Annotated in this window: 22 protein-coding genes; 10 read left to right on the forward strand and 12 right to left on the reverse strand. The window is 70.5% G+C overall.

Annotated features, from left to right (window positions below; translation table 11 throughout):
* From Drose_RS24920 to Drose_RS24930, 3 genes are read left to right on the forward strand one after another with little or no spacing between them, the layout of a single operon-like run.
* Positions 1 to 1,047, forward strand: coding sequence for an enoyl-CoA hydratase/isomerase family protein (locus Drose_RS24920; protein ID WP_260723732.1), 1,047 nt, complete (start codon positions 1 to 3; stop codon positions 1,045 to 1,047).
* Positions 1,048 to 1,090: 43 nt separating this feature from the next.
* On the forward strand, positions 1,091 to 2,788 hold the full coding sequence (locus tag Drose_RS24925) for an AMP-binding protein (protein ID WP_260723733.1): 1,698 nt from the start codon (positions 1,091 to 1,093) through the stop codon (positions 2,786 to 2,788).
* Position 2,789: 1 nt separating this feature from the next.
* Positions 2,790 to 3,725 (forward strand): SDR family NAD(P)-dependent oxidoreductase, encoded by a 936-nt coding sequence (locus Drose_RS24930; RefSeq protein ID WP_260723734.1) that lies wholly within the window; start codon positions 2,790 to 2,792, stop codon positions 3,723 to 3,725.
* Positions 3,726 to 3,782: 57 nt separating this feature from the next.
* Here Drose_RS24930 and Drose_RS24935 read toward each other — a convergent pair whose 3' ends face one another.
* Positions 3,783 to 4,925: a steroid 3-ketoacyl-CoA thiolase gene (locus Drose_RS24935; RefSeq protein WP_260723735.1), complete on the reverse strand. Its 1,143-nt coding sequence runs from the start codon at positions 4,923 to 4,925 to the stop codon at positions 3,783 to 3,785.
* A 234-nt stretch (positions 4,926 to 5,159) separates the two neighbouring features.
* Here Drose_RS24935 and Drose_RS24940 point away from each other — a divergent pair, with 234 nt between their 5' ends.
* The 7 genes from Drose_RS24940 to Drose_RS24970 all read left to right on the forward strand — a co-directional run bounded on the left by Drose_RS24940 (position 5,160) and on the right by Drose_RS24970 (position 14,468).
* The gene (locus Drose_RS24940) at positions 5,160 to 6,341 is read left to right on the forward strand and encodes an acyl-CoA dehydrogenase family protein (protein WP_260723736.1); all 1,182 of its coding nucleotides are present in this window, start codon (positions 5,160 to 5,162) and stop codon (positions 6,339 to 6,341) included.
* Positions 6,342 to 6,409: 68 nt separating this feature from the next.
* A complete protein-coding gene (locus Drose_RS24945; RefSeq protein ID WP_260723737.1) occupies positions 6,410 to 7,510 on the forward strand; it encodes an acyl-CoA dehydrogenase family protein in 1,101 nt (366 codons plus the stop codon).
* Positions 7,507 to 9,810 carry a CaiB/BaiF CoA-transferase family protein gene (locus Drose_RS24950; protein WP_260723738.1) on the forward strand — a complete coding sequence of 768 codons (2,304 nt, stop codon included), beginning with the start codon at positions 7,507 to 7,509 and terminating at the stop codon, positions 9,808 to 9,810. Before Drose_RS24945 ends, Drose_RS24950 begins: the two co-directional genes overlap by 4 nt.
* 45 nt (positions 9,811 to 9,855) lie before the next feature.
* The gene (locus Drose_RS24955; RefSeq protein ID WP_260723739.1) at positions 9,856 to 10,608 is read left to right on the forward strand and encodes an enoyl-CoA hydratase/isomerase family protein; all 753 of its coding nucleotides are present in this window, start codon (positions 9,856 to 9,858) and stop codon (positions 10,606 to 10,608) included.
* A gap of 251 nt (positions 10,609 to 10,859) precedes the next feature.
* Positions 10,860 to 11,939: an ABC transporter substrate-binding protein gene (locus Drose_RS24960; protein ID WP_260723740.1), complete on the forward strand. Its 1,080-nt coding sequence runs from the start codon at positions 10,860 to 10,862 to the stop codon at positions 11,937 to 11,939.
* Between the two features lie 120 nt (positions 11,940 to 12,059).
* A complete protein-coding gene (locus Drose_RS24965; protein WP_260723741.1) occupies positions 12,060 to 13,748 on the forward strand; it encodes an N-acyl-D-amino-acid deacylase family protein in 1,689 nt (562 codons plus the stop codon).
* Between the two features lie 54 nt (positions 13,749 to 13,802).
* A complete protein-coding gene (locus Drose_RS24970) occupies positions 13,803 to 14,468 on the forward strand; it encodes a cysteine hydrolase family protein (protein ID WP_260723742.1) in 666 nt (221 codons plus the stop codon).
* Between the two features lie 45 nt (positions 14,469 to 14,513).
* Here Drose_RS24970 and Drose_RS24975 read toward each other — a convergent pair whose 3' ends face one another.
* The 11 genes from Drose_RS24975 to Drose_RS25025 form a co-directional block, all read right to left on the reverse strand.
* Positions 14,514 to 15,026 (reverse strand): MarR family winged helix-turn-helix transcriptional regulator, encoded by a 513-nt coding sequence (locus Drose_RS24975; RefSeq protein WP_260723743.1) that lies wholly within the window; start codon positions 15,024 to 15,026, stop codon positions 14,514 to 14,516.
* 57 nt (positions 15,027 to 15,083) lie between these two features.
* Positions 15,084 to 17,150 carry an acetate--CoA ligase family protein gene (locus tag Drose_RS24980; RefSeq protein WP_260723744.1) on the reverse strand — a complete coding sequence of 689 codons (2,067 nt, stop codon included), beginning with the start codon at positions 17,148 to 17,150 and terminating at the stop codon, positions 15,084 to 15,086.
* Positions 17,150 to 17,554, reverse strand: a complete 405-nt coding sequence (locus tag Drose_RS24985) for a Zn-ribbon domain-containing OB-fold protein (RefSeq protein WP_260723745.1) — start codon at positions 17,552 to 17,554, stop codon at positions 17,150 to 17,152. Before Drose_RS24985 ends, Drose_RS24980 begins: the two co-directional genes overlap by 1 nt.
* Positions 17,555 to 17,560: 6 nt before the next feature.
* Positions 17,561 to 18,760, reverse strand: a complete 1,200-nt coding sequence (locus Drose_RS24990; RefSeq protein ID WP_260723746.1) for a thiolase family protein — start codon at positions 18,758 to 18,760, stop codon at positions 17,561 to 17,563.
* Entirely contained in the window at positions 18,757 to 19,212 is a 456-nt protein-coding gene (locus tag Drose_RS24995) for a hotdog family protein (protein ID WP_260723747.1), read from the reverse strand. Before Drose_RS24995 ends, Drose_RS24990 begins: the two co-directional genes overlap by 4 nt.
* Positions 19,212 to 19,709 carry a MaoC family dehydratase N-terminal domain-containing protein gene (locus tag Drose_RS25000; protein WP_260723748.1) on the reverse strand — a complete coding sequence of 166 codons (498 nt, stop codon included), beginning with the start codon at positions 19,707 to 19,709 and terminating at the stop codon, positions 19,212 to 19,214. Before Drose_RS25000 ends, Drose_RS24995 begins: the two co-directional genes overlap by 1 nt.
* The gene (locus Drose_RS25005; RefSeq protein WP_260723749.1) at positions 19,702 to 20,856 is read right to left on the reverse strand and encodes an acyl-CoA dehydrogenase family protein; all 1,155 of its coding nucleotides are present in this window, start codon (positions 20,854 to 20,856) and stop codon (positions 19,702 to 19,704) included. The genes Drose_RS25000 and Drose_RS25005 overlap by 8 nt, the downstream gene beginning before the upstream one ends.
* Entirely contained in the window at positions 20,853 to 22,058 is a 1,206-nt protein-coding gene (locus Drose_RS25010; protein WP_260723750.1) for an acyl-CoA dehydrogenase family protein, read from the reverse strand. The genes Drose_RS25005 and Drose_RS25010 overlap by 4 nt, the downstream gene beginning before the upstream one ends.
* 86 nt (positions 22,059 to 22,144) lie before the next feature.
* The gene (locus tag Drose_RS25015) at positions 22,145 to 22,951 is read right to left on the reverse strand and encodes an SDR family NAD(P)-dependent oxidoreductase (protein ID WP_260723751.1); all 807 of its coding nucleotides are present in this window, start codon (positions 22,949 to 22,951) and stop codon (positions 22,145 to 22,147) included.
* Complete coding sequence (locus Drose_RS25020; protein WP_260723752.1) at positions 22,948 to 24,117, reverse strand: serine hydrolase domain-containing protein; 1,170 nt, start codon at positions 24,115 to 24,117, stop codon at positions 22,948 to 22,950. The genes Drose_RS25015 and Drose_RS25020 overlap by 4 nt, the downstream gene beginning before the upstream one ends.
* Complete coding sequence (locus Drose_RS25025) at positions 24,114 to 24,998, reverse strand: IclR family transcriptional regulator (protein WP_260723753.1); 885 nt, start codon at positions 24,996 to 24,998, stop codon at positions 24,114 to 24,116. Before Drose_RS25025 ends, Drose_RS25020 begins: the two co-directional genes overlap by 4 nt.
* Positions 24,999 to 25,001: the final 3 nt, after the last annotated feature.

Below are 25,001 nucleotides of genomic sequence, written 5' to 3' on the forward strand. Positions count from 1 at the left end.
ATGAGGCCATGGGAAGCTCCGGCCGCGTTGGCGGACCGGCTCGCGACCCCGTTGCTGGATCAGGACGGGCAGTTGACCGATCCGTTGCTCGTCGTGGACCTCGACGCCGGCCCGATACCCGAGCCGCCGTTCCAGGTGCCGAGCCCATCCGACCGGATTCTGCTCGGTGTCACCAGGCACAACCGGCCCGTCCCGGCTTTGCGGCCACTGCTGGAGGCACTGGACCTGATCATTTGTCCGTCAGGTGCGGGCGAATCGCATCGTGCCCTCGTCGGGGTGCCGTCACCCGTGAGCGCCGCCGCCGCCCTGCACGCCGCCGCCACGGCACATCCGACGGCCGCGACGACCCTCGCGGGGCTGTTGCGCTGGGCCCCGGAGCTGCCTGTGCCAATCGGCCTCGACGCCGAATCGCTCGCGTACTCCACGCTGCTGGGAGGCGCGGAGTTTCAGCAGTGGCTCGCACGGCGCGGACCCCGCCCGCCACGGCCGCCGGCCGGCGACCCGCCGGTGCTCGTCGAGCGCATCGGCGATGCGTTGCGCATCACCCTGCATCGCCCGGAGCGCCGCAACGCGTACGGCCGAGAGGTTCGAGACGCACTCGTCGCGGCCCTCCGGATCGCCGACGTCGATGCCGGTGTCGAGCGCATCGTGCTGGACGGCGCGGGACCGTCGTTCTGCTCGGGCGGGGACCTCGACGAATTCGGCACCGCCCCCGACCTGGCGACCGCTCACCTGATCCGGACCAGGGCCGGAGCGGGCAGGCTGCTGCACAGGCTGGCCGACCGGACGGAGGTGCGTCTGCACGGCTTCTGTGTCGGCGCCGGCATCGAGCTCCCCGCCTTCGCCGGCCGGGTCGTGGCCGCGCCGGACACCCGCATCCGACTCCCCGAGATCGGCATGGGCCTCATTCCGGGCGCCGGCGGCACGGTCAGCATTCCACGCCGCATCGGTCGCTGGCGAGCCCTGTACCTGGCGCTGTCCGGCGACACCCTCGACGCGCGGACCGCCCTGTCATGGGGCCTCGTCGACGAGGTCACCGCCGGTTGACGTGCCGCCCCCCATCCGACCCCACACACACCTCAGGACCACAATGCCTCCAACCTCCCACGCCGCACCGCCCGAGCAGCCGAGCCTGCGTGACGCCCTGCTCGCCCGCCGCTTCGACGACGCCCACGGACTGCGCTACCGCGACGACCACTGGACCTGGGCGCAGTACGTGGCGGCCTGCGCCCAGCGGGCGCACTGGATACTCGCCCGGCACCGCCCGCCCCGGCCGTTGCACATCGGCGTCCTGATGGACAACTACCCGGAGTTCACCTTCCTGCTCGGCGCCGCGGCGTTGGCCGGCGCCACGGTGGTGGGGCTGAACCCGACCCGCCGGGGTCAGGAGCTGGCGCGCGACATCGAGCACACCGACTGCGCGGTGGTGATCACCCAGGAGTCGTATCTTCCGCTGCTGGCCGGCCTGGAGCTGACGGTGCCGGTGATCGACGCCGCCGACCCCGGCTACCTGGCCGACGTCGCGGGCCGGCCGGCCGAGCCGCCCACGCACCACCAGGCCTCCGCCGAGGCGCTGTTCGGTCTGGTCTTCACCTCCGGCACCACCGGCAGCCCGAAGGCCGTGCGGTGCACCCAGGGCAGTCTGCTGCGCCGGGCTCGCCGGGTGGTCGACCTGGTCGAGCTGGCCCCCGCCGACGTCTGCTACGTCGCCATGCCGCTGTTCCACTCCAACTCGCTCATCCTGGGCTGGGCCCCGGCCATGGTCGCCGGGGCCGCCGTCGTGCTACGGGAACGGTTCTCGGCCTCCGCCTTCGGTGACGATGTACGCCGATACGGCGTGACCTACAGCAACTATGTGGGCAAGCCGCTGTCGTACATCCTCGCCACTGCGCCTCGCCCCGACGACGCCGCCACCACCCTGCGCCTGGTCTACGGCAACGAGGCGCCGGACTCCGTCATCGCCGAGTTCGGCAGGCGCTTCGGTTGCCGGGTCATCGACGGTTTCGGCACCACCGAGGGCGGCATCGGATTCAACCGCACGGCGGAAACCCCGCCGAACTCGGTCGGCGTGCCGCGCGGGAACATCAAGGTGCTCGACCCGGCGACCGAACAGGAGTGCCCGGTCGCCGAGTTCGACGCGCACGGCAACCTCCGCAACGCCGACGTGGCGGTCGGTGAGCTGGTCAACGTCGGCGGCGTCGGCACCTTCGAGGGGTACTACCGCGCCGAGGCCGCGATGCGCGAACGGGTACGGGGCGGCTCGTACTGGAGCGGCGACCTGGGGTACCGGGACGCCGCCGGTTACTTCTACTTCGCCGGCCGCGCCGGGGACTGGCTACGGGTCGACGGCGAGAACCTCGCCCTCGCCCCGATCGAGCGGACACTCGCCCGCTACCCGGGCTTCGCCGAAACCGCGGTGTACCCGGTACCGGACCCGGCGGCCGGCGACCAGGTCATGATCGCGGTGGTTCCCCGGGACGCCTTCGACGGCACCGACTTCGCCGAGTGGCTGGACCGCCAGCCCGACCTCGGCGCCAAGTGGGCACCCGCTTTCGTCCGGGTCAGCCGGACCCTGCCCACCACGTTGACGAACAAGCTGCTGCGCCGCGATCTGGTGGCCCAGTGCTGGGAATGCGCCGATCCGGTGTGGTGGCGTCCCCGGCGCGCCGGGGCCTACCAGCCGCTCGACGCGGCGGCGCGGGAGCGGATCCGGGCGGACTTCGCCCGGCATGGACGCGAACGACTGTTGCGACCCGGCCCGGCGGCGGGCCAGAAACGGAGTGTGTGAGGTGCTGCTGGAGGGCAAGGTCGCAGTGGTCACCGGGGCCGGCACCGGACTGGGGCGGGCGGAGGCGATCGCCCTGGCGCGGTCCGGTGCCTTCGTCGTCGTGAACGACCTCGGCGTCGCGCTGGACGGGGCGCCCGACGAGAACCGTGCCGAGAGCGTGGTCAGCGAGATCCGGAAGTTCGGCGGTGAGGCCGTCGCACACGCCGGTGACGTCAGCGACTTCGACGCGGCGGGCGCACTGGTGGAGTGCGCCGTCTCGACGTACGGCTCGCTGGACATCCTGGTCAACAATGCCGGCATCCTGCGCGACCGCATGATCTTCAACATGTCCGTCGACGACTGGGACGCGGTCATCCGGGTGCACCTGCGCGGCCACTTCAACACCTCCCGGTGGGCCACGAGCCACTGGCGGCGGCTGGCCCGGCGCACCGGGGAACCCGCGTACGGACGGATCGTGAACACCGCGTCCGAGGCGTTCCTGCTCGGCTCGCCCGGCCAGCCGAACTACGCCGCGGCCAAGGCCGGCATCGTTTCGCTCACGCTGGCCACCGCGCGCTCCTGCGCCAAGTACGGCGTGCTGGCCAACGCGATCTGTCCCCGTGCCAACACCCGGATGACGGGTACCGAGCGGGCTGACGGCGATCCGGACGACCCGTTCGGCGCGGCGCGCGTAACGCCGCTGGTGACCTATCTGGCCTCACCCCGCGCGGCTCGCGTGTCGGGCCAGGTGTTCGTCGTGTACGGCGGGATGATCGCGCTGCTCAAGGCGCCCGCCGTGGACCGCCGCTTCGACGCGGGCGCGGCCGGCTGGACCGCGGAGTCGCTGGCCGGCGAGCTCGAGCCGCTCTTCGCCACCCGTACCCCCGTCGAGGACGGCTACCTGGCGACCGAGTTGCGGGCGCTGGCCAGCGACTCGTGGAACACCCGGGAACGGTGACGCACGGGGCCCCGGTCACGGCCGGGGCCCAGTGCGTGGCCGTCGGTGGCTGGAGCGTTACCGGCGCTCGATGATGGTGGCCGAGGCGAGCGCCGAACCCGCGCACATCGAGACGAGCGCGGTACTCGCGTCGCGGCGCTCCAGTTCGTGCAGAGCGGTGGCGATCAACCGCGCTCCGGTGGCGCCGACCGGGTGCCCCAGCGCGAGCCCGCCGCCGTTGACGTTGAGCCGGTCCAGATCGGGCCGGTGCACGCCGGCCCAGGACAGCGGCACCGCGGCGAAGGCTTCGTTGATCTCGAACAGGTCGATGTCACCGATCGTCATGCCGGCCCGGTCCAGCACGGCGCTGGTCGCCGCGACCGGGCCGTCGAGGTGGAAGAACGGGTCGGCACCCACCATAACCTGGCTGACGATGCGCGCCCGTGGCCGCAGCCCCGAGGCGACCGCGAGGTCGTCACGCATCCACAGGACGGCCGACGCCCCGTCGGACACCGGCGCCGAGGTGGCCGCGGTGTGCAGGCTCTCCGGCCGGACCGGGTCCAGGCCGGCGAGGGTGCTGCGATCGGTCGGCCGTGGAATGCCGTCCCGGGTCACCTGGACCGGGCCGTCCACAGTGGATACGGTAACCGGTACCACCTCACGGTCGAACCGTCCCTCCGCCCAGGCCCGCAGCGCCTTGCGGTGCGAGTGCACCGCGAACTCGTCCAGCGCGTCCCGCCCGAAGCCGCGATGCCGAGCGATCCGCTCGGCGGCCGCGAACTGGTCCGGCATGTCGATCGTCCAGCCCGGGGGGCGGTGCGCGTGCACGCCCGCGATCCGGTTGCCGAGCAGCGGGACCCGGCTCATGCTCTCCACCCCGCAGGCGACGCCCACGTCGATGACGCCCGCCTCGATGAGGCCGGCGACGATGTGGTTCGCCTGCTGGCTGGAGGAGCACGCGCAGTTGACCACCGTCGCTGCCGTCGTCGTGGGCAGCCCGGCGGCGAGCCAGGCGGTCCGGCCGACGTTGGACGCCTGCTCCCCGGACTGTGTCACGCAGCCGCAGAATAGCTGCTCCACCCGCGCCGGATCGACGCCGGTCCGGCCGAACAGGGCGGTGAGCACCTGGCCGAGCAGTTCGGCCGGATGCACGCCGGCCAGTTCCTTGCCCCGTTTGGTCATCGGGCTGCGGACCGCCTCGACGATCACCGCGTTCGCCATCGTCAACCTTTCTCTTGCCACGCTCCCGCGCTCAACTGACGGGCAGGGTGGCTCGACGGCAACTGGTAAGGAATCCAAATATTAAGGTTACCGCCACACATGTCAAGAGCCGACCTGGAAGTGTTGACGGTCAACGTCGACCTGGGTATGGTCCAAGAAACTTAGGACACTTAACTAGTGTGGTGTACCGCGAGCCAGCCTGATCCCGAAACGCGCCTGACGAGCGAGGTACCCGTGCACATCTTCTACACCGGCGAGCAGTTGGCCCTGCGCGAGGAGTCCCGCCGCTATTTCGCCCTCCTCGGGCGCGACCTGCCCGCGCCCGACAGCGATGAGGTCGAGGTACGGCGGGAGTGGTACCGCCGGCTGCGGCGGCGGCTGGGCGCGGACGGCTGGCTCGGCGTCGGCTGGCCCCGCGAGGTGGGCGGCCAGGGTCGCACTCCGCTGGAACAGTACGTCTTCTTCGAGGAGGTACAGCGCGCCGGCATTCCGTATCCGATGATCTCGGTGAACACGGTGGGCCCGACACTGATGAGCTACGGCAGCCCGCAGCAGCAACAGGAGTACCTGCCCGCGATCCTGCGCGGCGACATCGAGTTCTCCATCGGCTACACCGAACCGGAGGCGGGCAGCGATCTGGCGTCGTTGACCACCAGGGCGCACCGCGACGGCGACGAGTACGTCATCAACGGCGCCAAGATCTTCACCTCCGGCGCGGAGGTCTCCGACTACATCTGGCTGGCGGCACGCACCGACCCGGACGCTCCCAAGCATCGCGGTCTATCCATCTTCATCGTGCCCACCTCGGCACCCGGATTCTCGGTCGCGCCGCTGCACACCATCGCCGCGCGCATCCGCCGCACCACCTCCACCCACTACGACAACGTCCGGGTGCCGGCCGCGAACCTGGTCGGGCACGAGGGCGGCGGCTGGCGCCTGATCACCAGCCAGCTCAACCACGAGCGGGTCGCGATGGCCGCCGCGGGCGCCCGGATCTTCGGCCTGTTCGACTCCGTGGTCCAGTGGGCCGGAGAGCAACCCACGACCGGCGGGCGGCTCATCGACGAGAACTGGGTACGGCAGCTCCTGGCCCGCGCCTACGTCCGCATGGAAACCCTGAAGCTGCATAGCTGGCGGGTCGCGGACGCGCTCAACCGCGACGAACTGACACCCGCGCTGGCCTCCAGTGCGAAAGTGGTCGGCACCGAGGCCATCCTCGACGTCATCGGCCTGCTCATGCAGATCGTCGGCGAGCGGGCCTACCTCGCCGCCGACGACCCGGGAGCACCGCTGGCCGGCCGGCTGGACATCGAGTACCAGGCATCGGTGGTGGGCACCTTCGGCGGCGGCAACAACGACGTGCAGCGCGAACTTGTCGCCATGTCCGGACTGGGCCTGCCCCGGGCACCCCGCTAAGACCTGTTCAAGGAGAACCTTATGACGACCCTGCCGCTGTTCCGCACCGTTCAGGACTGACGCCGGTCATGGACTTCAGCCTCACCGAAGAGCAGGCGGCGATCCGCGAGACCTGTACGGCCGTCCTGGCCGAGCACGACATCGTGCGCACCGGCTGGCGCGACCTCCCCGGCGGAGCCGACTGGCTGGACGCACCGCTGTGGCGGAAGCTGGTCGAGGCCGGCATCCCCGAGCTGTACCTGCCGCAGCGCTGCGGCGGCGGCGACTACGGCGCGATCGAGCGCTGCGTCGCCGCCGAGAGCCTGGGCTGGCACCTGGGCCGGGTACCGCTGATCGAGACGACGGTGCTCGCCGGCATGCCGCTGGCCGCCGCCGGCACCCCACGGGCTGACGCGCTGCTGCGGGACATCCGACGCGGCGCACTCGTGGTCGGAGCGTACCGGGAACCGGCCCGCCCGGGCTTCGGTGCGGCCGGGGTTGTCGCCGACGCCGGCACGCTCACCGGCGCCAAGTCGTTCGTCGCGTTCGCCGAGCCCGCCGAGAGCTTCGTGGTCTCCGCCGCCACCCCGGACGGCACCGGGCTGTTCCTGGTCGACCCGGCCGGGCCCGGGGTGCGTACCATCGAACACACCGCCACCAATGGCCGTCCGGAATGGACAGTCGAGTTCACCGGCTGCCCCGCCGAGCCGCTGCTGGCGCCGGGCGCCGCCACCGAAGACGTCCTCAACCGCACCTGGGCGCACGCCGCCGTCGCCTCGGCCGGCCTGCTGGTCGGCATCACCGGCCGGGCGTTGGAACTCAGCCGGGCACACGTGCTGTCCCGCCGCCAGTTCGGGCGGCCACTGGCCGAGTTCCAGGCGGTCACGATGCACATGGCCGACGCCTTCATCGACGTCGCCACGATCCGGTATGCCACCTACCAGGCCGCCTGGTGCCTGGACCACGACCGCGACGACCGGGAGGTCACCGTCGCCCAGATCGTCGCCGGCGAAGCATCGGCCCGGGTGCTCGGTATCGCCCAGCACCTCCACGGCGGGACGGGCGTGGACCGGGACTATCCGCTGCACCAGTTCCTGCGGTGGGCCAAACACGAGGAGCTCAGTTACGGGTCGGCCATGGCGCACCTGGACCGGTTGGGCGACGCACTCGCCGGGCAGGTGCCGGGATGAGCGCGGATGACACCGCACCGCTGCGCGGACTCGTCGTCGTCGAGTGGGGTAGTGACCACAGCCTGGCGTACGCGGGCTGGCTGCTGCGCCTCCTGGGCGCCGACGTCGTCAAGATCGAGCCACCGGACGGCGACCCGAGACGCACCGCGCCGCCGTTGGCGCCGACCGGCACCAGCGCCATGTTCGAGTTCCTCGACGGCGGTAAGCGCAGCGCCCGCGTCGATGCCACCGACCGGGCCGCCATCACCCGGCTGATCGAGCGGGCCGACCTGGTCCTGGAGGCGATGGGCCCCGGCCGCGTCGAGGCGCTCGGTCTCGGGGACCTGTTGACCCGGCCCGGCATCCGGTTCGTCCGCGTCTCCCCGTTCGGCCAGGACGGCCCGCACGCCCCGCATCCGGCGACCCCCTTCACTCTCCAGGCGGCCAGCGGCTGGCTGCAACGGCGCGGCAACAGCGCGAGGCCGATCCAGGTCGGTGGCCGGTACCCGCTGGCTTTCCAGGCGGTACACACCGCGCTGGCCGGACTGATCGCGCTGGCGATACCCACCACGGCGCCGGTGGTCGCCGATCTGTCCCTCCAGGAATGCCTGCAAACCTCCACGCCGCTGCCCACCCGGCTGCTCGACCTGCTGCGCCAGCTCGGCCGCGAGGAGCAGTTGGAGCGCCGGCCGCTGGGCGTGGTGCGCTGCCGCGACGGCTGGGCGGGCATCAACATCCTCACCGCACAGCAGTGGGCCGACGTGTGCGTGCTGCTGGGCGTCGAGGAGTTCGTCGACGGATGGGCGGTCCTGCGCCGCGATCCGGCACGGCTGGCCGAGTTCTCCCGCCGCACCCGCGACGTCCTCGCCGGAATGGCCGTCGACGACGTCGTCTCACTCTGCCAGGCGTTGCGGGTGCCGGCGAACCCGATCGGCGACGGCGGCACGCTGCCGGGGCTCGCCCACTGGCGGGAACGGGAGTTCTTCGTGACCCGGGAACGCGACGGCGTCACGTGGCGTCACCCGTCGGCACCCTGGCGCTTCTCCCGCAGCCCGCTGGCCCCGCCCCGGAACGCTCCCGATCTCGGCGAGTACCAGCCGACGCCCGGTGCGCCCTGGCCGACGCCCGGCTGGGGCAGTGTGGCCGCGCCCCTGTCCCGGTTGCGGATCCTCGATCTCACCACCTTCTGGGCCGGCCCGTCGATGACCTGTGTGCTCGGCGGGTACGGGGCGGACGTCATCAAGGTGGAGTCGATCCAGCGACCCGACGGGCAGCGGTACGGGCTGACCTTCCGGGAACTGGGTGACGACTGGTACGAGCACAGCGGCCTGTGGCAGGGAACCAACCTCAACAAGCGCAGCCTGACCCTGGATCTGACCCGCGAACCCGGCCGCGACCTGGTCCGGCGTCTCGTCGCTCGCGCCGACGTCCTGGTGGAGAACTACTCCGTGCGGGTGCTGGACTCCTTCGGCCTGGGCTGGGACGAGGTGCGCGCGCTCAACCCGCGCGCGGTGCTGGTCCGGCTGCCCGGTTTCGGCCTGACCGGCCCGTGGCGGGACTACGTCGGCTGGGGCATGACGTTCGAACAACTCTGCGGCCCCGCCTGGCAGACCGGCGAGCCGGACGGGCCGCCGGTCACCCCCGGCGGCTACTGCGACGCCCTGGTCGGCATGCACGGCGCGGTCGCCACCCTGGCCGCGCTCGTCGAACGGGACCGCTCCGGCATCGGGCAGCTCGTCGAGGTGCCGCAGATCGAGGTGGTCGCCTGCGCGACGGCGGACCAGATGGTCACCGCCACGCTCACCGGCGCCGCCCCGGGACGGGTCGGCAACGACAGCCCGGATGCCCTGCTCCAGGACGTCTTCCCGCTGGCCGGACCGGACGAGTGGCTGGCCCTCAGCGTGCAGACCGCGGCACAGCTCGCCGCGCTGCGCACCGTCGTCGGCGACCGCGACGGGCCGGTCCGCGAGGCGGTCGCCGCCTGGGCGGAGGCCCGGAAGCCGGACGAGACCGTGCCGGCGCTGCTCGCCGCCGGGATACCAGCCGCCCGGGTGGAGACCCCCGCCACGATCCGCGAACACCCGCAACTGGTGGCCCGCGGCTACTGGACGACCGTCGCCCGGCGGCGTACCGGCAGCGCCGTCTTCCCCACGTTCCCGGTCCGGTTCACGCCCGGCCCGCCCAACGCGCACCGGCGCCCGGCCCCGACCCTCGGCCAGCACAACGAGGAGATCCTGCGCGACGAGCTCGGCCTCGACGACGCCGCGATCGCCGCGCTGGCCGCGGACCAGATCATCGGTACCACCCCACTGGGCGCCTGACCTCGGTGGCACCGGCCCACCGCACCTAGGAACGGAAGAACTGGCGTGAAACCCGACTTCGACACCTACTCGACCGCGTACCGGCACGTCGCGATCACCCGCACGGATGGGATCATCGAGCTCACGCTGCACACCGACGGCGGACCGCTGGTGTGGGGCGACGGTCCGCACACCGAACTCGGCTACTGCTTCGCCGACGTCGCCGCCGATCCGGACAACCGCGTCGTCATCCTCACCGGCGCCGGGGACCGCTTCCTGGCCGATCTTGACACCAGTTGGGTGGGCGGCATGAACCCCGTCAAGTGGGACAAGATCTTTCAGCATGGGCGACGGCTGCTGACCAACCTGCTCGCCATCGAGGTGCCGGTGATCGCCGCGGTGAACGGCCCGGCTCGGGTGCACGCCGAGCTGGCCGTCATGTCGGACATCGTGCTCGCCGCCGACACCGCCGACTTCCAGGACGCTCCCCACTTCCGGTACGGCACTGTGCCGGGCGACGGCGTCCACATCGTCTGGCCTCATCTGCTCGGCCCCAACCGCGGCCGATACTTCCTGCTGACCGGACAACGGCTCAGCGCCGCGGAGGCGCACACCCTCGGCGTGGTCAACGAGGTGCTCCCCGGGGAACAGCTCATGCACCGCGCCCGGCAACTCGCCGGCGACCTGGCCCGTCAGCCCGACATGGCGCTGCGCTACACGCGGGCCGCGCTCACCGAGGAGCTCAAGCGGCGACTGGCCGACGGCCTCGGATACGGGCTCGCCCTCGAAGGCCTCGCCGCCTACCAGTCCTGGCCGTGACCGGCGCTTCCGCTGAATCATATCGGCCAATCGAGTGACTCACCCACTCGAATCTCCAGTGCGCCAACAAGCCCTTGACGTGCTACTGGGGCCTGGTTATGCTTCGGGCCTCTAACTATTTGGTAGCTGAACTAAAATCCGTATCTCTTCACCTTGTCGGCTTTTGTGACGCAGATGAGCGACGTCCGCGAGCCGAGCCGGATGTGACCGGCGCACCGGGATCAATGTGGTCTTCAAGCAGGAGAGTCGACATGCATGAGAAACGCGGCAATCCAAAGCGCGGGTATCTGAACAGGGCCCTCGCCAGCATCGCCATGTTGGGGTTGCTGGCGGCTGCCGCCATGGGATGTTCGAGCGGCGGCAAGGACAAGACGCCGACCGACCTGAGCGTGGACAGCAACGGAAAGCTGAGCCAGCCGACGACCATCACCGTCGCGTTACCGGCTCGGTTGGGTGCGTTCACCGACGCCTTGATGGCCCAGGAGTGGGGCGAGTTCCAAGCCAGGAACCTGAAGGTGGATCTGAAGCTGATTCCCTCGAGTGATGCGTTGGTGCTGCTCGCCAAGGGCGACGTGGACGTCGTTCTCACCGGGATCAGCGCGAACCTGTTGAACGCCGCGAGTTCCGGCATCGACATCCGGCTCGCGATGCCGCAATACCTGACGAACCCCAAAGGCAAGACGGGCTGGTACGTGAGCACGAAGGCACTGGGGGGTGCGACGTTCTCCCCGGAGATGCTCAAGGGCAAGACGGTGGCCTCCAGCCAGGGCTCTGACGGAGCATCGATCCTGGGCCTTGTCGACACCCTACGATCGGCCAACCTGACCTTGAAGGACGTGACCGTCAAGAAGATGGCGAGTGCGGACATGGTCACGGCGCTGGAGAACGGCGCCGTGTTCGCCGCCGTGGTGTCCGAGCCGCTCAACGTCGCCCTCGAGGCGAAGCGGAGCGCCGTGATGTTCACGTCTGTCAGCCGCCCGGATTGGCCGCCCGCCTCAGCCATCTTCGGGCCGAACCTGCTCAAGAAGCACCCTGCGGTCGCGAAGGCATACGCGGCGGCGATCCTGGCGACCCGCGCGAAGCTGGCCGGTGACTACGTCAACGATCCCAAGCGCGCGCCGGAAGTCGCGAAAGCGCTCGATCTGTCGATGGAGCAACTCCAGAGCGCGACCTCGTACGTGTGGAAGACCGATCTGCGCTTCCCGGACGGATATGTCGAGCAGTATCAGGACATCTGGAAGCAGGCTGACCTGCTGACATATTCGACGAAACTGTCCGGTGCCGACATCGTGGACACTTCGGCGTTGGACTGGGCGATCGGCCAACGGTAGTCCCCGAACCGGCCAGCGGGTTCATCCTCGGTCACGGCACCGTCGCCGTGGCGATTCCCCCAGGAAAGGAGGCCGATCCGGATGTCGAATCATGATCTGACGATACGTGGGTGCACGGTGGTGGACGGAACCGGCGCCGCACCTTACACCGCCGACATCGGCATCAAGGACGGGGTGATCGCCGAGATCGGCGACCTCGACGACCGCTCCGGTCGCACGATCGACGGCGACGGGGCCGTGGCCATGCCGGGCTTCGTCGACATGCACACGCATTTCGACGCGCAGGCCACCTGGGCACAGCACATGCAGCCGGCGTCCTGGCACGGCGTGACGACGGCCGTGATGGGAAACTGCGGCGTCGGCTTCGCGCCCGTCGTCCCGGCCGACCGTGATCGCCTGGTCAAGCTCATGGAGGGCGTCGAGGACATACCAGGCGTCGTGCTGCAAGAGGGTCTCGAATGGAACTGGAACTCCTTCCCCGAGTACCTGGATGCCGTCGACGGCCTCCGGCACGACATGGACCTCGCCGCGCAACTCCCGCACGCCCCGCTGCGGGTTCGAGTCATGGGCGAGCGAGCTCTGGCCCGAGAGCCCGCGACCGACGAGGACATCGACAAGATGGCGGCGATCGCCGCTGAAGCCTTCGCGGCCGGTGCGGTCGGTTTCAGCACTTCGCGCCTCCTCAACCACAAGAGCAGAGCCGGCGAGGTCATCCCTTCCTACGGGGCCGGCCAGGCTGAACTCGTCGCGATCGCCCGTGCCCTCGGCAGGGGCGGTCGCGGCGCGTTCCAGTTGGTTTCCGACTTCGACGATCTGGACGTCGACTTCGGCTTGATCGAGGCGATCGTCGAGGCGTCGAACGTCCCGCTGTCGTTCACGCTGGTCCAACGCAAGGACGAGCCCGAGCTCTACACCGAGATCCTGCGAAGGATCGCCGCGCTGAACCGGTCCGGCCACAAGGTGCGCGGGCAGGTCGCCGCGCGTGCCATCGGCATGATCATGGGTTTGCACTGCACGCTGCATCCCTTCATGACCAACCCGGTCTGGAAGGCCGAGATATCCCGGCTCCCGGTTCCCGAGCAGATACGCGTGATGCGGCGGGACGAGGTCCGTGCCGCGATCCTCAGCGCGCAGAACGACGAGTTGGTTCCGTCGCTGATCGGCGGGGCGTATCTCTACCGCTGGGCGGACATGTACGAACTCGCCGATCCGCCCAACTACGAACCCGGTCCCACCGAATCGCTGGTCGCGCGCGCCCGAACCCGTGGGGTCACGCCGGCGGAGATCTGCTACGACATTCTCGTCCGGGACGAGCAGGGCGGGATGATCTATCTGCCCTCCGCCAACTACGCCTACGGCAGCCTGGATGTGGCGCGCCAGTTGATCAGGAACGAGTACACGTTGCCGGGCCTCTCCGACGCGGGCGCTCATGTCGGCACCATCTGTGACGCGAGCTTCCCGACGACGATGCTGCAGTCGTGTGTGACCCCCGCGGGGGTCGACTGGGACGGGGTCCGCGACTTCGTTCGCAGGCAGGCCCGGTCCACGGCCGAGTTCGTCGGCCTCACCGATCGAGGCATCCTGGCTCCGGGCTACAAGGCCGATCTGAACGTCGTAGATCTGCGGTCACTCGCCGTCGGAGCGCCGTACGCCTCCTATGACCTGCCGAGCGGCGGGCGACGGTTGCTCCAGCGGGCGACGGGCTACCTGTACACAGTGGTGTCCGGCGCGGTCACCTACCGAGACGGGGTACCCACCGGAGAACTGCCCGGCAGGCTGGTACGGAGCCGCTGGCATGCGGCGGCGTAGCGCGTCAGGCCGGGCGCCCAGGACTCAAGGAGCGACGATCGCCATGGGGGCACATTGAGAGAGCTTCACGGTCGTACGGTACGCGACACGCCGGACGAGATCTTCTCGCCTCGGCGGACGGCTGTCCTGGCCATCGACATGCAGAACGACTTCTGTGATCCTGACGGAGCGTTCCCCTCCGCGATGGCGGCAGACGTGTCGATGGCCAGACGAATCGTCCCCGGTCTTGCCGACTTCCTGTCCGCCGCTCGCGCCGCGGGCGTGCTCGTCGCGCACACCCAGCACATCGCGTCGGCCGGCTTCCGGAGCGACTCGGCCGTACGGATTCGACGCGAGCTCGGACTCGCGGACGGTGGCCGGGGCTGGCCCGCCGGGTTCCAGTACACCGTCGCGGGCACGTGGGGTGCCGAGTTCATACCCGAACTGACACCGAACGCGCGGGATCTGGTCGTGCCGAAGTACCGAACCAGCGCGTTCGTCGGGACGAGTCTGGATCTCCTGCTGCGAGCAAACGAGATCGAGACCGTGATCGTCACAGGCTGCGTCACCAACGGCTGTGTGCTCGCCACCACCGTGCACGCCGGAGCCCTCGACTACTCCGTTCATGTCATCCCCGACTACGTGGCAGCTTGGGACCGCGGTCTGCACGAGGCCGCGCTGAGCCTCATGCCCACGGCCGAGCGGCGTGCGGTTGACGCCGCGTGGAACGTGGACGGTTGAGCCAACGGTGCGGGTGCCGGTCGCGGCCGGCCGGCACCCGCACCACTACCCGTTCGCCTTCCGACGGGCCGTCCCCTGCCGCCGCTCGGCGAACAGCCGCTGCTGATTGCTGTCGACCAGCTTGGCCACGATAGCGCCCAGCCGCTTCACCTGGGCCGGGCCGATGAACGACAGAATCTCCGCCGCCAACCGGTCCTCCGAGGCCTGGGTCTCCAGGTACAGTCGCTCGCCGTCGGGCGTCAGCTCCAGGATCACCGCCCGCCGGTCCTGGGCGACCCCGAAGTGCCGCTTGATCAATCCTTTCTTGACCATCGACTCGATGGTCTCCGAGATCGCCGGCGGTGTGATGCCGAATCGGCTCGCCAGCTCACTCGACAGTGTCACGCCGCCGTGAATGTGTTTGAGGATGCGCATCTGTCGATAGCTCAGACCATGCACACCGATGAGCTCCTTTTCTTCCAGCCGCACGATGATCTGCGCAAGGCGGATCAACTCACGACCCACCGGGACAGCCGAGTCGAGCGGATCAACTTCCGGAACTCTCTGCGAAGCTGGCATGGCTGAATAATAAAGGGTCCACACCAACTGCGGCCAACCTACCGGCAGAGTACGCGGTCAACGAGTCCGGCAAACCACGTCCAAGGCCACAACCCGAGTGCCGCGAATGGCCAGCGGGTTGATCTCCACCTCCTCGACCTCCTCGTGGTCGAGCGCGAGCTGAGCCACCGCGCCCATGGCGCCGACCACTGCGGGCAGCGTCGCCGGCACGATCCCGCGCGGATGCGCGGTCAGCCGCCCACCGGCCAGCCGGTGCAACGCCGCCGCGACGTGCTCGTCCGGCTCCGTCGCCATCACCGTCTCCGCCTGGCCCACAATCTCCACCAACCGTCCGCCCAGCCCGACGACGAGCACCGGGCCGAAGTCGGCGTCGCGGCGTACCCCACAGAACAGCTCCACGTCCGGGGTGACCATTTCCTGCACCAACAGTTCGGCCGGCATACCGAGCGAGGCGGCGACCTCCAGCAGCTCGGCCGCGGCGGCGCGGACCGCCTGGGCGTCGGCGAGTCCCAGGACGACGCCACCGTGGTCGGACTTGTGCACCAGTGTGGTCGAGTCCAGCTTCAGCGCCACCGGGAAGCCGACGCTCGACGCGACCTTCACCGCCGTCTCGACATCAGTGGCAGTGCCGAACCCCGCGGTCGGCACGTCGAACGCTTGCAGCAACAGGAACGCGTCGGCCTGACGAAGCATGCCCCGGTGCGGGATCGTGCCCTTCCGCCCGGACGGCGTCCGGCGGCGTTCCGCCGCCGCGGGCGCGGGATACCGCACGAGGCCGGCCACGACGTCGAGCGCCCGGCTCGGATCGGACACGGCCGGAACCCCGCGCACGGACAGATCATGGGCGGCCGCATCGTCGTGCGCGGCGACGACCAGGGGGGTCCCCGTAGGGCTGTGGTACCGCGACAGCGTCTCGATGATCTCGTCCCGCCGTGTCGAGTTGGTGCCGTAGAGCACCAGGCAGTCGTAGGAACTGGACCGTAGAGCCCGTTCGAGCACCTGCGGAAGGATGGCCGGGTCGTTGATGCTCTGCGCGGTCACGTCGATCGGGTTGATCGGGCTGGCGAACGGCGGCAGCACTGCCCGCAGCTCCTCCTGCTCCGCTGACGGCAGCGCCGGAACGGTGAGCCCCCGACTCGTCGCCACGTCGGCCAGGTGGATACCCATGCCACCGCTCGCGGTCACGATGCCGATCCGGTTGCCCTTCGGGCGGTTGCCGGCGAGCAACACCGCCGCGTGGTCGACGAGCGCCTTCGGGCTCGCCGCGAAGACGACGCCCTCGCCGCGCAAGGCCGTGCGGAGTGCGTCGTCGTCCGACGCGATCGCGCCGGTGTGCCCCTGGGCGCCGCGGGCTCCAGCCTCCGACGTGCCCATCTTGAGCATCACGATCGGCTTGCCGAGATCTGCCGCTCGTGCGGCGACCCTCGCCATCCGCCGCGGCTCGCGCAAACCCTCCACGCACAGGATCACGACCTGGATCTCGTCCTGCTCGACCGCATACTCGACAGCGTCAGCCGCCACGACGTCGCACTCGTTGCCCGTCGCGCACATGAGCGCCGCTCCGAGTCCCCGCCGCTGCACGTCATTGAAGATACCGCCGCCGACGGCGCCGCTCTGGCTGATCACCGCGATCGGCCGCCGGCTCGCCGGTCGCGTGTCGAACCGCATGAAGCTCGCGACCATCGAGTTGTGCATGTTCACGATGCCGACCGCGTTCGGACCCAGTACGGGCATGCCGGCGTTCCCGGCGATACATCGGATACGATGCTGGGCCTCGGCACCCGCGGCACCCAACTCGGCGAAGCCGCTGCTGAGCACGACGGCGGCACCGGCACCGGCGCGGGCGGATTCGTCGACGACGTCGGCGACAGCGTGTGCGGGAACGCAGACGAGCACCAGGTCGGGCGGTGCCGGCAACTCGCTCACGCGTGTCGCACCCGGTACGCCCCGCAGGTCGTTGCCGGAGGAGGAAATGGCGAACACCTCCCCCGTGAATCCTCCGGCCAGCAGGTAGGCGAGCAGCCGCCCGCCGAGGCGGGTCTCGTCAGCGCTCGCGCCCACGACGGCGATCGAGCGCGGCCGGAACAGCCGGTCGAGGGCCACCAGACGGTTGGTCGTCCGCATCAGGCCGCCCCCTCCGGCTCGAACTTCAGCAGTGTCACGTCGCCGACGTCGACGAACACCGGGCGCACCCGCATGCCCACCTTGATCTCCTCCGGCGCGACGTTCACCAGCTCACTCGTGCACCGGGGGCCCTCGTCGAACTCGACGACGGCGAGGAGCTGCGGCACGTCCCCGGCCCACTCGGATGAGGTCGGGCGGTGCGCCACCGTGAAGGTGTAGACCGAGCCGGTCCCGCCGACCTCACGCCACTCCAGGTCGTCGGCCAGGGTCAGCGGGGCGAGCACGCGCGGGTAGTACACCCAGCTTCCGGTGCTCGGCGAGTACTGCAGGAGAACCTTGCGGTCCCGCAGGCCCGTCCAGAACGGTGCCGAGGTCGCGGTGGCCACGGGCAGTGGTTTGTCCATGGTCGGTCACTCCCCCCGCAGGATCAACGCGACCTGCTCGCTCATGATCCCGCCGTTACCGGTGACGAACGCGGTGTCGCAGCCGGGCACCTGTGCTTCGCCGGCGCGGCCCATGATCTGACGGGCCGCATCGCACACGTGCGACATCCCGCCGGCCATACCGCTCTGCCCGAACGAAAGCTGCCCGCCCTGCGTGTTGCAGGGAAAGTCGCCGCGGTAGGTGAGGTCATGCTCTCGGACGAACTGGGCGCCGGCGCCCTTCTTGCAGAAACCGGCGTCCTCGATCGTCAGCAGTGCGGTGATCGTGTAGCAGTCGTAGAGCGAGACCATGTCGATGTCGGACCGGGCGACGCCCGCCATGGCGAAGGCCCGGTCCGCCGCTGCCGCGATCGGCGTACGCAGCAGGTCACGCGCATAGGTGGGCGTCTTGAACTCCAGCCGTTCGCCGCAGCCGACGACCCAGACCGGTCGGTGGTTGGCCCGCCGCGCCACCTCCCGGGAGGCGACGACCACCGACGCGCCGCCGAAGCAGCGCATGACCGTCTCCAGCATGTGGATCGGATCGCAGACCATGGGACTGGCGAGCACATCGTCGACCGTGATCGGCTTGCCGTGGAAGACAGCGTCCGGGTTGGCGCAGGCGTTGAACCGCTGATCGACCGCGATCTTGGCCAGAGCCTGAGCGTCGTAGCCGAACTCAGCGGCGTAGCGGTTGGCGATCATGGCGTAGGGCGCGTTCTGCGCGATGTTGCCGTACGGGATCTCGAACTCGGCCTGCGGCGAGCCGAACAGCTCGCTGGATGCGCCGTACCGGCGAATGTCATGCGCCGGACGATGCGGCGACTCCGCGACCGGGCCGGCCGGCACGGTGCACAGCACGACGTCGGCGAGGCCCATCTCGATCGCCGCGGCCGCGCGCCAGATCATGCCCGCGCTGGTCGCACCGCCGAGGTCTACGAACTCGGCGAAATCGACCTCGATACCGAGGTACTCGGCGAGGGTCGCGGGCACGAACCGGGCCGACTCGGCGACATGGGTGGCGACCAGTCCGTTCACGTCGGTGGGGGCGATGCCCGCGTCGTCGAGCGCGGCCCTGGACAACAGCGCCCACTGCTCGATCGTCGGCCGCGGGGTCAGCGTCGACCGGCGTTCCGGGCGCAGCTCGGTGAACCCGACGATGGCCGCGTCCCCGCGCAGGCCAGTCACGGCACGTCTCCGATCGACCCGATCGACCCGATCGAAAGGGATGCCTTTCCTGACATCAGCACAGTTCCTTCCTGGTTGAGTGCCCGCAGCTCGACGTCGACGAGGTCGGCGGCGTCGGCGCCGCGGCGGCGTCCGGTGACGGTCGCGCAGAATCGCAGCAACTGATCGGGGTAGGCGCTGGCGCGGTTGGTGATCGACATGGACACCACCCGGCCGCGGGTGCCCACCCAGTCGGTGAGGACCTTCATCATCAGCGCGCTCTGCAGCGGACCATGCACAAGGATGTCCGGGTGTCCCTCCACCGTGGTCGCCCAATCGCGGTCATAGTGGATGCGGTGCCCGTTGTACGTCGCGGCGCTGAAGAAGAAGAGCTGTGCCCGGCTGACGGTCGTCTCCAGCACCGGCAGTTCGTCACCCGGCTGCGCCGTCTGCGGTTCGATAGCGGTTCCCATCACTCCTCCGGCCGGACGATCGTGGATCGGCGCACGACGGCGACGAGTTCGCCGCGCTGGTTCTCGAACGAGATCTCCCGGGTCAACACCACGAACCGGCCGCTGCGCCCCTGTTTTTCGACGATGCCGCCGATGCGAGTCGTCGCGGTGAGCGTGTCACCGGGGTAGGCCCACGCGTGGTACTCGGCCTCCTGCCCGCCGGCCATACGCTTGCCCGGCAGCGGAATGGGCCGGCCCCGATCGACCGGGATACCGTCGGGGCGCAGGTCGGCCAGGTCGGCGACCGGGGCGACGACGTAGGTGACGAACATCGGCGGCATGACGACGTCGGGATGACCGGCCGCCGCCGCGGCGTCCCGGTCGAAGTACAGCGGGTTGTGATCGCCGACTGCGGCGGCGTACCGCTGGAACTCGGTGGCGCAGACCTCGCCGCGGTGCTGCTCGACGACGGTGCCGACGAGGGCCGCGAGCTCGGGGGTGACCAGCGGCTCAGACATGGGCGGCCGCCCGCTCCGCTCGCGCACGGGCGAGCTCGCGCGCGAGGCGCCGCAGGAGGACCTCCCGGCCGCCGCCGCGCAACTCGAGCAACTTGGCCCGCTCCGACCACAGGTGCAGGTCGGTCTCCCGCAGGTAACCCATTCCGCCGTGTAGCTGGTGAGCGGTGAGGGTGTTCTGTTTGAAGGCCTGGTGGCAGGTGAGCGCGGCGATGACCACCTCCCGCTCGGCGAGTTCCCCGCGTCCGACGGCCCACGCCGCCTGCCACGCCGTCAGCCGCGCACCCTGCACCGCGATGCGCATGTCCGCGACGTGGTGAGCGACGGCCTGGAACGCGCCGAGCGGGCGGCCGAACTGGTGCCGGGTCAGCACGTGCTCGACCGTCCGGTCGAGGACCCGCTCGGCACCGCCGACCGCCTCGGCGGTCTGCAACGCCGTCAGGGCGTTGCTCGCCCGCCGCAGCCGGAGCAGCACCGCGGCCGCGTCGGCGTTGGGCGGCACGATGACGTCGTCGTCGCGGAGCGGGACGTCGCTGAGGAGCACGTGGCTCTGGGACTGCCGGGCCTGGGTCGCGAGCCGGCGCCGGTCCACACCGTCCGCACCTGAGGGCAGGCAGACGACCCCGATGCCGGCGGCGCCGAAGTCCACGGGCACGAGGAGCGCGTCCGCCTCGGCCACGTCGGCGACGTACGGCAGCCGGCCGGCCAGCCGCCAGCCGCCGACGCCCCGCGTCGCACGGACCCGGGGGGCACAGTCGGAGGCGTCGTCGGGAGCGGACAGCGCGACCGTCGCGCGGAGCTCGCCCGCCAGCAGTGGCGCGAGAACCCGCTTGGCTGTGGCTTCGTCGGCGAGCAGCGACACGGCGACCCCGAATCCGATCGAGTTCAGGATCGCCGACGGGCAGAGGGCGTAGCCCGCCTCGCGGTAGAACAGCGCCAGGTCGAGCAGCGTCGCGCCGTCACCGCCGGCCGACGTGGGCAGGGCCAGCCCGAACATCGACTGGTCGACGAGCCGGCGCCACAGGGCGGGCGGCAACGCCGTGGGGTCCGCCTGTACCCGCCGCACGACCTCGGTCGGGCACTCGCGGGCGAGCAGGGCGCGCATGCTGGCGCTGAACGCCTCCTCTTCCGGGGACAGCGTGAGGTTCATCGAGTGGCCTCCGGTCGGGTGAAGGGCTTGCGAGACGAAGGCAGACCGTGGCCGCGCTGTGCGATGACGTCGCGGAGCACCTCGTTGGTGCCGCCGCCGAAGCGCCGCAGCGGGGCCGCGCGGTACAGTTGCTCCATCGCGCCGGACATCGGCGCCTCCGGCTCGGCAGCGGTCAACTGGCCGGCCATGCCGAGCAGTTGGACGCATTGGTCGGCGATACGCTGCCGCATCTCGCTGGAGTACACCTTCTCGCAGGTGACCGACATCGTCGGATCACGCCGCTGCGCCGTCAGGGATGCCGCCTCGAGGCCCAGCAGCCGCGTCACCTCGATCTCAGCCTCGATGATCGCGAGCCGGCGCTGCACGTCCGGACGGTCGATCAGGCGGGCGCCGGTCTCATCGGGGCGGCAACAGTGGGCGACGAACTCGTCGACGACGCGCCGCAGGTCGCCGGAGCTCGTCAGCGCGCCCCGTTCCAGGGTCAGCGCCCCGGTGATGTACTGCCAGCCCTTGTTCGGCTCGCCGATGAGATTGCGCTTGGGAACCCGTACGTTGTCGAAGAAGGTGATGTTCGTGCGATAGTCGGCCCAGGTGATCAGCGGCCGCACCGCCACCCCCGGCGCGTCGATGGGCACCATGATCACCGAGATGCCCCGGTGTTTGGGCGCCTCCGGGTCGGTGCGCACGCACAGCCACTCGTGGGTCGCGTGGTGGGCGTTGCTGTTCCAGATCTTGGAGCCGTTGATGACCCACTCGTCGCCGTCCAGCACCGCCGACGTCGACAGGCTGGCCAGGTCGGAGCCGGCGTCCGGCTCGGAGTAGCCGACCGCCGCGACGATCTCGCCGGACGCGATGCCGGGCAGGAAGTCGGCCCGGTTCTCCGGCGTGCCGAACCGCATGATGATCGGGGCCACGGAGGTGACGGTGAGGTCGGGAGGAGGTGCGCCCGCGTAGTCGAACTCGTTGACGAGGATGTGCTGCGCCATCGCCCCGAGGCCGAGGCCGCCGTGTTCGGCGGGCCAGTTCAGGCCGTACCATCCGAGCTCGCCGACCCGGGCGCGGAATGCCGCCGACGCCGGTCCGGCCTTCCCGACCGACGGCGTGCGCTGCTCGGCGCGCACCTCGTCGGTGAGGTTGGCGGCCAGGAACGCGCGCACCTCGTCACGCCAGGCCAGCTCCTGCGTGTCGTACTCGAAATCCATGAACGGCACTCCTTCGTTGTGCTCGCACGGCGCTCGGCCGCGACGGACGTGTCGGCGGACGCATCGATGGACGATCTGGAGCAGGATCAGTGCGTCATGCCGGCACCAGGCGCGAACGCTCCGGAGGCGACGAGCTCCGCAATGCCGGCGCCGTCGCCCTCGGCGACACGGGCTATCAGGGGTGGGTGGGCGACCACGAGCTCGTTGCCGTCGTACCCGAGCACCGCGCCGTTGATCGATCGGGGATCGGCGCAGAGGAGCCCGGCGATGACCGGCGCCACCCGGTCCGGCGGCCGGTTGCGGTCGGGAGTCTCGACACCGCGCACGGTGCTCATGCGGGTGTAGGCCTTGGGCGCGAAAGCGACCACGGCCACCCCGGCGTCGGCGAGGTCGAGGCTCCAGGCCCGGGTCAGCGCGACGATCGCGGCCTTGGTCGCGCCGTAGGTGCCCATGCCGGCCATACCGACGAAGGACTTCGACGTGGTGTTGACCACGACGCCCGTACGGCGAGCCGTCATCCTGCGCAACGCGTGGTGAGCGACGGCGACGGTGCCGAGTAGGTTGACCTCCAGGCTGCGCCGCACCCGCTCCATCGTCTCGTCCGCCACCGTGGCGACGTGGAAGATCCCGGCGTTGTTGATGACCGCGTCGAGGGGGCCCACCCGCTCCTCGGCATCGGCGACCAGTTGCCCGGCCGCATCCCATTCGCTGACGTCACAGGGCAGTGCGACCCCGTTCGGCAGTGCGTCCGCGGCCTGCCGGACCTCGGCTGCGTCTATGTCACTGAGGACGACCCGAGCGCCCCGATCGGCAAGGTACCGCGCGTAGGCGAGGCCAAGACCGCGCGCCGCCCCGGTGATCAGCACCGACCGGCCATCGACATCTACGTTCATCGCTCCTCCTCGACGGCTGTGGCGACCTCGCCGAGCAGCCGCACGAGCCGCTGGATCGCGGGATCCCGCCAGCCGGCGCCGGTCAGTCGCACACGCGTGATCGCGAACCCTGTGCCCGTGCGCACATTGCCCCAGGCCAGCGAGCCACCGGAGCCCGGATGGCCGAACGTGGCACTCCCGGCGGCGAACGGCACATCCCACTCCCAGCCGTTCTCGTTGCCGACGTAGAAGCCGAGGCCGTGCACGACTTGCGAGCCGATGGTCCGGTCGGTCTCGCGCAGCAGCGGCCGGGCGGCGCGCCGCACCCAGGCCGGGTCCACCACCGGGCCCGCCACGCCCCGCTGGCCGGCGATGCCCGCGTACAACGTGGCGAGCGCTCGTGCGTTGGTGATGCCGTTGACGGCCGGGATGACGGCGCGGCGGACGTCCGGGCGCCCGTAGACCGCCTGGCTCACCGCCAGCCGCTCGGGAAGCGCTCGGGCGAGAAGGCTACCGGGATCCGGCGGCCGGCGCGGATCCCGGACGACGGCGTGCACGCGCGGCTCGACCGCGTCGGGGATGCCGAACCAGAACTCCGCCACGCCGAGGGGGTCGAGCAGTTCCCTGCGAACCAGCGTGGCCACGTCGGCCCGCACGTCGAGGGCCCGCCGGACGGTCTCGCCAAGCAGCCAGCCGTAGGTGAGCGCGTGATACGCGCGGACCGCACCCGCCGGCCACAGCAGCTCGAGGGCGGCCACCCGTTCGACCATGGCGGACCAGTCGCACATCTGCTCCACTGTCACGCCGGCGGGCATCTGGGGTATCCCCGCCGTGTGCAGCAGGACGTGCCGCACCGTCACGTCCTGCTTGCCGTTCGCGGCGAACTCCGGCCAGACAGTGCGGACCGGTTGGTCCAGTTCCAGCGCTCCTCGGCTGAGCGCGACCAGCGCGAGGCCCGACAGCACGCCCTTGGAGACCGAGAAGACCGGCAGCAGCGACCGACGGGTGAGCGGCGGCTCGGCGGCGTCGTGGGCACCGGCTGTCACGTCGGCCAGCACTGTCCCGTCGCGCACCACACAGACCTGGACACCGAGTTCGCCGTCGTGCGTCAGCGCCTCCAGCGCGGCACTTAGGCGTCCGGACGGATCCGCTGCCGCGTCCAGGGCCACGCTCCGCGTCACCGTCATCCGGCCATCACCTGCTCCCGCAGTTGACCGCCGATCGCGTTCGTGGCCTCCACCAAGGCCTTCGCGATCGCGCTGATCTGGTCACCGACGAACTGCCCGGGACGGCCGAACAGGGTGCACGCGAGCACCGGAGCACCGGTCGGCTCGAAGACCGGCGCGATCACGAAGTTGGCCACCGTCTGGTCGCCGGGTGCGGCCGGCGGCGTGCGGGCCCGGACGAGGTCGGCGACCTCCATCGCCACTTCGATCATGCGCGGTGAGGCATCCGCCCGGGTGAGCTTGGCCAGCACGGAGTCCAGGCCGACGTCGAGGTCGTGTTCGCCGCCCAGGGAGTATCCGCGGGCCCGCACCGCGGCGAGCGCCTCGATGCTCACGTCGCGCCGAGCCCGTTCACCCGTGTCGAGTCGGGCGAGCCATTCGGCGATCTCTTCGGGCGATGCCCACGCGTAGAAGACGGTGCCGAGCGGAGGGGCGAGCGGGACGCGCCGGCCGATGCGCGTCGGAAGGTGCTCCGGCTCGACGTCGCCGAACATGTCGAGCACGACCATGTCCTCGCCTTCACGGGCGCACACCAGTCCACCGCAGCCGAACCGCTGGGCCAGCGCGAAAACCGCCTCGCGCGCGGCCAGGAATCCGGAATGCGTGCGCCCGGCCGCCGAGCCGAGCCTGGTGAGCGCGGTTCCGAGGAGAAACCCACGGCGGCGTTCCGCACGGCGTACCAGATTGTGGCTCTGCAAGCAGGCCAGGGTGGCCGAGCAGGTCGCCGGGTGGATGGCGAGCGCGGCGGAGATCTCGGTGAGCGTGCGCGCGTGGGACGGCTCGTCGGCCAGATAGTTCAGGATCGCGACGGCCCGGTCCACTGCCGGTACTGGTGTCGGCATCGT

Origin of the sequence: Dactylosporangium roseum (assembly GCF_025264685.1) — a bacterium.
GTDB lineage: Bacteria > Actinomycetota > Actinomycetes > Mycobacteriales > Micromonosporaceae > Dactylosporangium > Dactylosporangium roseum.